The 10,037-nt window shown below is 66.6% G+C and carries 11 protein-coding genes; 7 read left to right on the top strand and 4 right to left on the bottom strand.

The features are described from left to right. Positions 1-182: 182 nt before the first annotated feature. The 4 genes from Q0743_RS27245 to Q0743_RS27230 all read left to right on the top strand — a co-directional run bounded on the left by Q0743_RS27245 (position 183) and on the right by Q0743_RS27230 (position 4,447). The gene (locus Q0743_RS27245; protein ID WP_128926140.1) at positions 183-1,130 is read left to right on the top strand and encodes an aspartate carbamoyltransferase catalytic subunit; all 948 of its coding nucleotides are present in this window, start codon (positions 183-185) and stop codon (positions 1,128-1,130) included. A 5-nt stretch (positions 1,131-1,135) separates the two neighbouring features. Then, on the top strand, positions 1,136-2,437 hold the full coding sequence (locus Q0743_RS27240) for a dihydroorotase (RefSeq protein ID WP_298244563.1): 1,302 nt from the start codon (positions 1,136-1,138) through the stop codon (positions 2,435-2,437). A gap of 29 nt (positions 2,438-2,466) precedes the next feature. Then, positions 2,467-3,063 carry a glycerol-3-phosphate 1-O-acyltransferase PlsY gene (plsY, locus tag Q0743_RS27235; RefSeq protein ID WP_298244562.1) on the top strand — a complete coding sequence of 199 codons (597 nt, stop codon included), beginning with the start codon at positions 2,467-2,469 and terminating at the stop codon, positions 3,061-3,063. Positions 3,064-3,247: 184 nt separating this feature from the next. After that, the gene (locus tag Q0743_RS27230; protein WP_298244561.1) at positions 3,248-4,447 is read left to right on the top strand and encodes a patatin-like phospholipase family protein; all 1,200 of its coding nucleotides are present in this window, start codon (positions 3,248-3,250) and stop codon (positions 4,445-4,447) included. Here the strand turns inward: Q0743_RS27230 and Q0743_RS27225 are convergent. Next, complete coding sequence (locus Q0743_RS27225) at positions 4,439-5,683, bottom strand: amidase (RefSeq protein ID WP_298244560.1); 1,245 nt, start codon at positions 5,681-5,683, stop codon at positions 4,439-4,441. The two genes, Q0743_RS27230 and Q0743_RS27225, sit on opposite strands and share 9 nt — an antisense overlap. Positions 5,684-5,774: 91 nt before the next feature. Between Q0743_RS27225 and dprA the strand changes: the two genes are divergently transcribed. Beyond that, a complete protein-coding gene (dprA, locus tag Q0743_RS27220) occupies positions 5,775-6,917 on the top strand; it encodes a DNA-processing protein DprA (protein ID WP_298244559.1) in 1,143 nt (380 codons plus the stop codon). 97 nt (positions 6,918-7,014) lie between these two features. Here dprA and Q0743_RS27215 read toward each other — a convergent pair whose 3' ends face one another. Beyond that, positions 7,015-7,449: a helix-turn-helix domain-containing protein gene (locus tag Q0743_RS27215; RefSeq protein WP_298244558.1), complete on the bottom strand. Its 435-nt coding sequence runs from the start codon at positions 7,447-7,449 to the stop codon at positions 7,015-7,017. An 83-nt stretch (positions 7,450-7,532) separates the two neighbouring features. On the opposite strand from Q0743_RS27215, the gene Q0743_RS27210 reads away from it, so the two are divergent. Next, positions 7,533-8,141, top strand: a complete 609-nt coding sequence (locus Q0743_RS27210) for an FMN-dependent NADH-azoreductase (RefSeq protein WP_298244557.1) — start codon at positions 7,533-7,535, stop codon at positions 8,139-8,141. A gap of 58 nt (positions 8,142-8,199) precedes the next feature. Here the strand turns inward: Q0743_RS27210 and Q0743_RS27205 are convergent, their stop codons facing one another. Beyond that, positions 8,200-8,382 (bottom strand): hypothetical protein, encoded by a 183-nt coding sequence (locus Q0743_RS27205; RefSeq protein WP_298244556.1) that lies wholly within the window; start codon positions 8,380-8,382, stop codon positions 8,200-8,202. Between the two features lie 175 nt (positions 8,383-8,557). After that, a complete protein-coding gene (locus Q0743_RS27200) occupies positions 8,558-9,337 on the bottom strand; it encodes an SDR family oxidoreductase (protein ID WP_298244555.1) in 780 nt (259 codons plus the stop codon). Between the two features lie 122 nt (positions 9,338-9,459). On the opposite strand from Q0743_RS27200, the gene Q0743_RS27195 reads away from it, so the two are divergent. Beyond that, positions 9,460-9,927 (top strand): helix-turn-helix domain-containing protein, encoded by a 468-nt coding sequence (locus tag Q0743_RS27195; protein WP_298244554.1) that lies wholly within the window; start codon positions 9,460-9,462, stop codon positions 9,925-9,927. Positions 9,928-10,037: the final 110 nt, after the last annotated feature.

Genomic DNA, 10,037 nt, shown 5'->3' with positions numbered 1-10,037 from the left:
TCCCGGCCATCCACGTCCTTTGCGTCAAATGCGATAGAAGATCGTGGATGCCCGGGACAAGCCCGGGCATGACGGGACTTAGAGCGCGCCCCGGCGCCCTGACCGACAGATCAGGGGATAACTCACCGCCCCGGCTTTGGCCCTTGCCCCCCCAGCCATCCGCGCCTATAGCTCTCGCTTTAATGACATCGAAATCGACCTTCGTCCTCGGCCACCGGCATTTGCTGGGCATCGAGGGCCTTTCCGCGGCCGACATCACCGGCCTCCTCGACCTGTCCGAAGAATATGTCGAGCTCAACCGCCAGGTTGACAAGAAGCGCACCGTCCTGCGGGGACGGACGCAGGTGAACCTCTTCTTCGAGGCCTCTACCCGGACCCAGTCCTCGTTCGAGCTCGCCGGCAAGCGCCTGGGAGCCGACGTCATGAACATGTCGGTGGCGTCCTCGTCGATCAAGAAGGGCGAGACGCTGATCGACACCGCGATGACGCTCAACGCGATGCATCCGGACATCCTGGTGATGCGCCATCACGCCTCCGGGGCGGTGGAACTGCTGGCGCGCAAGGTTGACGGTTCCGTGATCAATGCCGGCGACGGCGCCCACGAGCATCCGACCCAGGCGCTGCTCGATGCGCTCACCATCCGCCGCAACAAGGGCCGGATCGAGGGCCTCGTGGTCGCGATCTGCGGCGACGTGCTGCATTCGCGCGTTGCCCGCTCCAACATCATCCTGCTCAACACCATGGGCGCCCGCGTCCGCGTCGTCGGCCCCTCCACGCTGCTGCCACCAGGCATCGAGCGAATGGGCGTCGAGGTCGCGCGCGACATGCGCGAGGGATTGAACGGCGCCGACATCGTCATGATGCTGCGGCTCCAGCGCGAGCGCATGAACGGCTCCTTCGTGCCGTCGTCGAGCGAATACTTCCACTATTTCGGGCTCGACCAGAAGAAGCTCGCTTACGCCAAGCCGGACGCGCTCGTGATGCACCCCGGCCCCATGAACCGCGGCGTCGAGATCGACACGGCGGTTGCCGACGGTGCGCAATCCCTGATCCGCGAACAGGTGGAGATGGGCGTGGCCGTGCGCATGGCGGTGCTGGAAGCGCTCGCCCGTAACCTGCCGAACGCGTGATGCCCATGCTGACCGACCGCCGCCCGATCCTGCTCGCCAACGCCCGCGTCGTCGATCCCTCCCGGGATTTCGACGGGGTCGGCGACGTCCTCATCGCCGACGGCACCATCCGCGAGACCCGTCGCGGCATCGGGGCTGCCGGCGTCCCTGAAGGCACCGACATCGTCAACTGCGCCGGCAAGATCGTCGCGCCCGGCCTGATCGACATGCGCGCCTTCGTCGGCGAGCCCGGTTTCAGCCATCGCGAGACCTTTGCCACCGCCAGCCAGGCGGCCGCGACCGGCGGCATCACCACCATCATCTGCCAGCCCGACACCTCGCCGGTGATAGACAATTCGGCGACGGTCGACTTCGTGATGCGCCGCGCCCGCGACACTGCGATCGTCAACATCCAGCCGATGGCCGCCCTCACCAAGGGCATGCACGGCCAGGAGATGACCGAGTTCGGCCTGCTCAAGGCCGCCGGCGCGGTCGCCTTCAGCGATTGCGCCAGAAGCGTGACCAATGCCCAGGTGATGCGCCGCGCGCTGACCTACGCGCGCGACTTCGACGCGCTGATCGTGCACTACACCGAGGATCCCGATCTCGTCGGCGAAGGCGTGATGAACGAGGGCGAGTTCGCCTCGCGGCTCGGCCTGATGGGGATCCCGAACGCCGCCGAGGCCGTGATCCTCGAACGCGACATGCGCCTCGTGGCGCTGACCGGCGGCCGCTATCACGCGGCCTCGCTGACCTGCATCGACTCGCTTGAGATCCTCCAGCGTGCGCGCGATGCAGGGCTCGCCGTCAGCGCCTCGGTCTCGATCAACCATCTGGCGCTGAACGAGAACGACATCGGTCCTTACCGGTCATTCCTGAAACTGTCGCCGCCGCTGCGCACCGAGGACGACCGCCGTGCGCTGGTGGCCGCGATGGCCTCCGGCCTGCTCGACGTCGTCATGTCCGACCACAATCCGCAGGACGTCGAGGGCAAGCGCCTGCCGTTCGCGGAAGCCGCGCCCGGCGCCATCGGTCTGGAGACCATGCTGCCCGCCGGCCTGCGCCTCGTGCACAATGGCGAGATGGAACTGAAGACGCTGATCCGGGCGATGTCGACCCGACCGGCGGAGTTGCTCAACCTCCCTGGCGGAACCCTGCGCGCGGGCAGCCCTGCGGATGTCATCGTGATCGACCCCGACGTGCCCTGGGTGGTCGACCCGGCCGACCTCAAATCGCCCTGCAAGAACACCCCGTTCGACGAGGCCCGCTTTACAGGCCGCGTGGTCCGCACCATTGTCGGCGGCCGCACGGTATACGAGCATGTCTGACGCGAAATCCAGCCTTTGGAGCCGCCGCCATGGGGCTTGAAGCTTTTCTGCCGATGGCCTTCGTCATCGGCTACCTCTTCGGCTCGATTCCGTTCGGCCTGATCCTGACCAGGCTCGCCGGCACGCAGGACATCCGCTCGATCGGCTCCGGCAGCATCGGCGCCACCAATGTGCTGCGCACCGGGAGCAAGAAGCTTGCAGCGGGCACGCTGCTGTTCGACGCGCTCAAAGGCACGGCGGCCGTGATGATATCAGGCTACATCGCAGGACCCAACGCCGCCATGGTGGCCGGGCTCGGCGCCTTCCTCGGCCATCTCTTCCCGGTCTGGCTCAAGTTCAGGGGCGGCAAGGGCGTTGCGACCTATATCGGTGTCCTGCTCGGCCTGTTCTGGCCGGGCATGGTGGTGTTCTGCCTGCTGTGGGTGGCGACCGCCTTCACCACCCGCTACTCGTCGCTCTCGGCGCTGGTGGCCGCGTTCATCACGCCGATATTCCTGTGGTGGTTTGGGCATCTCGCGCTCGCAGCACTGTTCGCGGTGCTGACGCTGCTGATGTTCTACGCGCATCGCGAGAACATCAAGCGACTGCAAGCCGGCAGGGAAAGCCGCATCGGCGAGAAAGCGTAATCGCGTCGCGAACCTCGTCGCGCAAAGCGTCTAAAGCCAGGGCATCTACGGATACCGAAGCCCCCTCTCTGCATTATATGTCAAATCCTGTTCGCAACTGACGGCGCGTTCGCGGCCGGCAGTAGCGCAGCGGTTCCATGCCTGTCATCCTGACAGTCGAGATGGCGTTACGCGGTTGCTCGGAATGAGCGAGAAGATTGTCGACGCGCATGACGGGGTTGGTTCGCAGGGTGCTGTCCGCACCGCGGCAAGCCGGCTGCTCTCGACCACCGACATCTGGTCTGACGCGCCCTCGCCGCCCCCCACGCCAGATCCCATTCCGGTTCTGCCGCCAACACCGCCGCCCGCTGCGCAAGCGCCTGCGACGGTCGATGTCGTGACCAAAGCGGCGCCGGTCGCGTCCGCGCCGGCAAGCGCCGAGCAATGGCCGCCGCGGAGACTGTCGCTGGCGCTGCAGGGCGGCGGCACCTTTGCCGCCTTCACCTGGGGCGTGCTGGAGCGGCTGCTGGAAGAGCCGATCGAGATCGACACCATCAGCGGCGCCAGTGCCGGCGCGATCAATGCGCTGCTGCTTGCCTCCGGTCTTGCCGAAGGCGGCCGCGAAGCGGCGCGCAGCCGGCTCAGCCGGTTCTGGCTGCGCCTGCTGCACGAGGCCTCGTTCCGCTCGCTGATGCTGGTCGGCGGTTTTTCGCCGGCGGGAAGCTCGGTCGCATTCGGGCCGACGCTGCGCTCCGGCCAGTTCGATCCGGTCGACCTCGATCCGCTGCGGCAGGCGCTGGCGCGCGACATCGACTTTTCCGCGTTGCGCGGCGCGGCGTGCCCAAAGCTGCTGATTGCGGCGACGCGGATCCGCGACGGGCAGCAACAGATCTTCCGCAATGACGCCATCACGGCCGACGTCGCGCTGGCCTCGACCTGTCCGCCGCTGGTTCATTGCGCCGTCGAGATCGAGGGCGAAGCCTATTGGGACGGCGGCTTCGGCGGCAACCCGCCGCTGCTCCGGCTGGCGCAGGAGACGACGACGTCTGATGTCCTGCTCGTCCAGGTCACTCCGGCGCGCGACAGCTATGTGCCCATCACCCTCGCCGCCATCGACCGCCGGCTCGATCAGATCGCGGCCAACGCCGCGCTCAATGCCGAGATCGCGGCGATCGCATGGGCGCAGTCGCATGCCACGAATTCGCTGCGGCTCACCCGGATTGCGGCCGAAGACTCCGTCGACGGCCTGGCGCAGCGCTCATCGACCGATCTCGGCCGCGGCTTCATCCGCCTGCTGCACCGGAGCGGCCGCGCAGCCGCCGAGCGCTGGCTCGGGCAAGATGCGAAAGCAGGCGGGCCGCTCGCTGCGCCCGCCACCGTCGCGTTCGAACCCGCGCTAGCCTGACTTCGCCAGCGCCTGCTCGAGGAACCACGCCACCGCCAATGCGAGCGGATCATTGCCGAAGCGTGCGATCACCTGCACCCCAACGGGCAGGCCGCCCGACTTCAGCACGGGCACGTTGACACAAGGGTTGCCCATCAGCGTCCAGAGCCGGTTGTAACGGGGATCGCCTGTCGTCGCGAGCTCCTTGGCCGGCGGCGTTCCCGGCGCCGAATAGGTCAGGAGCACGTCGACGCCCTCGAACACTTCGCCGAGCTCGCGACGGCCGCGGCGGCTGATCCGGCGCGCCTCGTCATATTCCTTCGGCGTCAGGTGGGCGGTCGCATCGAGGCTGGCGCGCAGCATCGGCGCGATCTCGTCGTGACGCTCGGAAAACTCCCAGGCCAGCGCGCGATGCGCCTCGAAATCCTGGACGATCGGATGAATGCGCCAGGCCTCCTGCACCGCCTCAGGCAGATCGATCGTCTGCACGCTGGCACCGGCGCGCTCGGCCGCCTTGATCGCGGCCAGCAGCCCCTCTTCCGCGGCCGGCTCCACGTGACCTGCGAATTCCTGCCTGACCACGCCGATCCGCGGCGCCTTCGCCGGGGCGATGCCGGAAAACTCGGTGCGGCCCGTCATCGCGAGCAGCCCGCACGCGAGATCCTCCGCGCGCGCGCCGAACAGGCCGACCGTGTCGAGCGCCCACGAATAGCACTTCACGCCGACCGTCGGCAGCATGCGGAAGGACGGCTTGATCGCGGCGGTCCCGCAATAGGCGGCAGGCCGGATCACCGAGCCGCCGGTCTGGGTGCCCAGCGCCAGCGGGATCATGCCGGCGCCGACGGCTGCCGCCGAGCCCGAGGAGGAGCCGCCCGGCGTATGGCCCGTATTGTGCGGATTGAGCGTCGGCGTCGGATCGCGCGAGGCGAATGCCGTCGTCGTGGTCTTGCCGATGATGGTCGCGCCCGCCCGCTTCAGCATCATCACGACAGGCGCATCGGCGCGCGGCTGCCAGCCGCGGTAGATCTGCGAGCCCATCTCGGTCGGCATGTCAGCGGTGTCGATGATGTCCTTGATGCCGACGGCGATGCCGCGCAGCGGGCCGGCGGCTTGCGCCTTCGCGCTCCTGTCGTGGCGGACGAAGGCGCGCACGTCCTTCTCCTTGGCCTCGATCGCCGCGTGCGATTGCGCAATAGCGGCCTCGGGCGAAAGCTCCCCCGCTTCGATGCGGCGCTGGAGGTCGGCGAGTGAGATCATGGCAAAACCCTTCTTATTGCCATCGCTTTTAGCATCGGGGCGAGGCCGCGCAAGCGCACGTCGCTGTTGCGCAACGCCCTCGGGTTGTTCCATGCTGCGCCCACAAGGAGACGCCGTGGACGCCATCAATCCGAGCGTGGAGCTGACCGAGGCTGAGCGGATCGACCGCCTGCGGCTGATCCGCTCCGACAATGTGGGCCCGCGAACCTTCCGCTCGCTGGTCGATCATTACGGCAGCGCGCGTGCCGCGCTGGAGCGGTTGCCTGATCTGGCGCGCCGCGGCGGCGCGCAGCGATCGGGCCGCATCTGTAGTGCCGATGAGGCCAGGGCCGAGCTTGCCGCCAGCCGCAAGTTCGGCATCGCCTGGCGCGCACCGGGCGAAGACGGCTATCCCGCGCGGCTGGCGATGATCGACGATGCGCCGCCTTTGCTCGCGGTACGCGGCGACACCAAGACGCTGATGCGGCCGATGATTGCCATCGTCGGCTCGCGCAACGCTTCCGGCGCCGGGCTTAAGTTCGCCGGCCAGCTGGCGCGCGAGCTTGGCGAGGCCGGTTTCGTCGTCATCTCCGGGCTCGCGCGCGGTGTTGATCAGGCCGCGCATCGCACCAGTGTCGAGAGCGGCACGATCGCAGTGCTCGCCGGCGGCCATGATTGCATCTATCCGCCCGAGCATGGCGATCTGCTCGCGGCGATCCTCGATCACGACGGTGCTGCGATCTCCGAGATGCCGCTCGGCCACGAGCCGCGTGCCCGCGACTTTCCCCGCCGCAACCGGCTGATCTCGGGCGCCTCGCTCGGCGTCGTCGTGGTGGAAGCGGCGCACCGCTCGGGCTCGCTGATCACCGCGCGCATGGCGGCCGAACAGGGCCGCGAGGTGTTCGCGGTGCCCGGCTCGCCGCTCGATCCACGCGCTGCCGGCGCCAACGATCTCATCAAGCAGGGCGCCACCCTCGTCACCGAAGCTGCCGACATCGTCAACGCGGTGCAGCCGATCATGGAGCGGCCGCTGATGATCCCTGCGAGCGAGCCCGACAGCGAGCCCTTCGAGAGCGATCCGCAGGGCCACGACCGCGACCAGATCACCGGCCTGCTCGGCCCCGTGCCTGTCACGATCGACGATCTCGTGCGGATGTCCGGCGCATCGCCTGCGGTCGTGCGCACGGTGCTGCTGGAGCTCGAGCTCGCCGGGAAGCTCGAACGTCACGGCGGCGGATTGGTGTCGCTGATCTAAAGCGCAATGAGATTTGGATGAATCGTCATCGCGCTTTAGCTTGTTGTTTGCGCGTGATCTTTTCGGAAAACCGCTTCGCACTTTTCCGGATCATGCTCTAGCCGTCGTTGCGCTGATCGAAATGGGTTCGTGCCGCCTCGATCTGCGCCAGATGGTCGATCGCCCACTGCCCGAGCGCTTTCACCGGCTGTTGCAGCCCGCGGCCGAGATCGGTCAGCTCGTAGTCCACGCGCGGCGGAATGGTCGGGAAGATCGTGCGCGTGACGAGGCCGTCGCGCTCGAGGCCACGCAGCGTCAAGGTCAGCATCCGCTGCGAGATGCCGTTGATCATGCGCTTCAGCTCGTTGAAGCGCTTCGGCCCGTCGCTGAGCATCATGATCACGAACACGCTCCATTTGTCGCCGACGCGCGACAGCACGGAGGCGACGCCGCGGCAGTCCGAGTGGTTCGGATCCGGCATGGGATCCGGCCTCTGGGGTGGCCTCGGCGGAGCAGGCAAACCGGTGTTCTCAGGTTTCAATAATGTGCCCATGGCTCAAAAAAGTGCGTTCTTGCGGGGATTTCGATGGTCACTCATGTAGCGCTGGTTACAAACTTATACCAGGGTGACCCCAAATGAAACTGCTCCACATCGACTCCAGCGTGCTCGGCCCCCACTCCGTCTCCCGGCAGGTCTCCGCCGCCATCGTCGACCGGCTCCGCCAGGCGACGCCCGCGCTCGAAATCGTCTACCGCGATCTGACCCAGACGCCGCTTGCGCATCTCTCGGGGTCGCACCTCGCCGCTGCGCAAGGCGCGCCCGCACCCGCGGAACTCGCCCCGGACCTTGCCGCGAGCGCGGCCGTCCTGAACGAGTTCCTCGAGGCCGACACCGTCGTGATCGGCGCGCCCATGTACAATTTCACCATCCCGAGCCAGCTCAAGGCATGGATCGACCGTATCCTGGTGGCGGGAAAGACGTTCAGCTATGGGGCGAACGGACCGCAGGGCCTTGCCGGCGGCAAGCGCGTGATCGTGGCGATCTCGCGCGGCGGCTATTACGGCGCCGACATGCCGACGGCCGCTGGCGAGCATCTCGAAACCTATCTGCGCTGGGTGTTCGGCTTCATCGGCATCACCAATCCCGAATTCATCTCCGCAGACGGCATCCAGGTCGGGCCCGAGCACCGCGAAAAGGCGATCGCCGGCGCGCTTCAGTTGGCCACCAGCCTGCGCGCGGCCTGAGCCTCACGCTGACAACAGCCGCAGCCGGATTCCGGCGGCGGCTGACAGGTCGGTCAGGCTAAAACCAGGCGCCTTGAATACCGAGGATGACGGCGACCAGCGAAATGAACAGACCGATGCCGGCAAAAAGCGCCACCCCGACGAACTCGGACGCGTCGGAGCGTTTGGCGGGAATGGCGGAACGTTCGCTGTAAATACGCGGTGCTGAAATCGACGAAAAAATACGAGCTGCCTTTGGCATCACGGGCTCCCTGAAATGAGTCTTGTGACCCCCTGCCCGTAAAAATGTCTTTGCAGCACAAGCGAAGGTTCAACGCCTCACGCAAAGGTTCAGGAAATACGTCTCCGGAGATGAGGGAACCCGCCGGCGCAACCAACCTCGCCGCGCCGACCGATTCAATTTTCAGGTCAATTGATCAACCGCGATAGATCGGTGCGCCGCTCGGCGAGGCCACCGCGCCGCCGTCGACGAAGATCTCCTGGCCCTGCACATGTGCGGAATCGTCGGAGGCGAGAAACAGCACCGTCTTCGCGACGTGATCCGGTTCACCAAGCCGGCCGAGCGGCGTCATCAGCCCGATGCGCTTCTCGAACGCCTTCTCCGCTTCCGGCGTTGCGACCGCCGCGCCCCAGATCGGCGTGCGGATCGCACCGGGCGCCACCACGTTGACGCGGATGCCGCGCGGCGACAATTCAGAAGCCATGATCCGCGCCATCGCACGCACGCCGGCTTTCGCGGCACCGTAGGCGGAGTAGCCGGGAATGCCGAGCACGGAGATCACCGAGCCGTTCAGAATGATCGAGGCATTGTCGTTGAGATGAGGCAGCGCAGATTGCACCGTGAAGAACACGCCGGTGAGGTTGGTGCGGATAACCTTCTCGAAGGCCTCCAGCGTTGCCGAACCGAGCGGCGTGCCGCCGGCGCCAGCGATGCCAGCATTGGCGAACACGATGTCGAGCTTGCCGAATTTATCGGCGCCCTGCTTGATCGCGGCGTCGGTCGCGGCGATGTCGGTCGCATCTGCAACAAGCGCGAGCGCGTTGGGCCCGAGTTCCTTCGCGGCCGCCGCCAGCGTTTCCTTGTTGCGCCCGGTGATCACCACCCTGGCGCCCTCCGCCACGAACAGCTTTGCCGTCGCAAGCCCGATGCCGCTATTGCCGCCGGTGATCAGGGCCGTCTTGTTCGTCAGTCTCACGCTCGCCTCCAATAGTTGCATTATGAAACTAAGTTGCCATCTAGGCCATTTGGTTTTATGATGCAACCACACAAGCGCGTGATCGGCCCGGCCATCATGCGAATGCGACAGGACAGACGACGATGGTGAAACGAACGAGCTTCGAGGGCGACGCCTGCCCGATCGCGAGGTCGCTGGACGCGCTCGGCGACTGGTGGTCGCTGCTGATCATCCGCGAGGCGCTGTTTGGGCTGCGCCGCTTCGGCGAGTTTCAGAACAAGCTCGGCATGGCCAAGAACATTCTCGCCACGCGGTTGCGCGCGTTGGTCGATCACGGCATTCTGGCCACCGCCCCCGCCTCCGACGGCAGCGCCTATCAGGAATACGTGCTGACGCCGAAGGGCCGCGGCACCTTCCCGATCCTGGTCGCGCTGCGGCAATGGAGCGAGGAGTTCGACGATCGCCCCGAGGAGATCGCGACCATCTTGGTGGATCGCGAAAAAGGCCGCCCGGTGAAGAAGCTGGAGATGCGCGCCGAGGACGGGCGGCTGCTCACGCCGGCGGAGACGATGGTGAAGCCGCGGCCAGCGTCGCGCAAAAAGTCGGCCTAAGAGCCCCGCGCGAATGCCGCGTTCTCATCAGGACAGCGAACTCAATCTCTCACCGTCACCCTGAGAGCTTGTGAAGCTTTCGGGTTTCGCGGACGTTTTCATCTGCAGGC

The sequence above is a fragment of the uncultured Bradyrhizobium sp. genome (assembly GCF_936943645.1).
Lineage (GTDB): Bacteria > Pseudomonadota > Alphaproteobacteria > Rhizobiales > Xanthobacteraceae > Bradyrhizobium.
The sequence above is the reverse complement of the archived record's forward strand: the minus strand, read 5'-3'. Positions and strand labels throughout refer to the sequence as shown.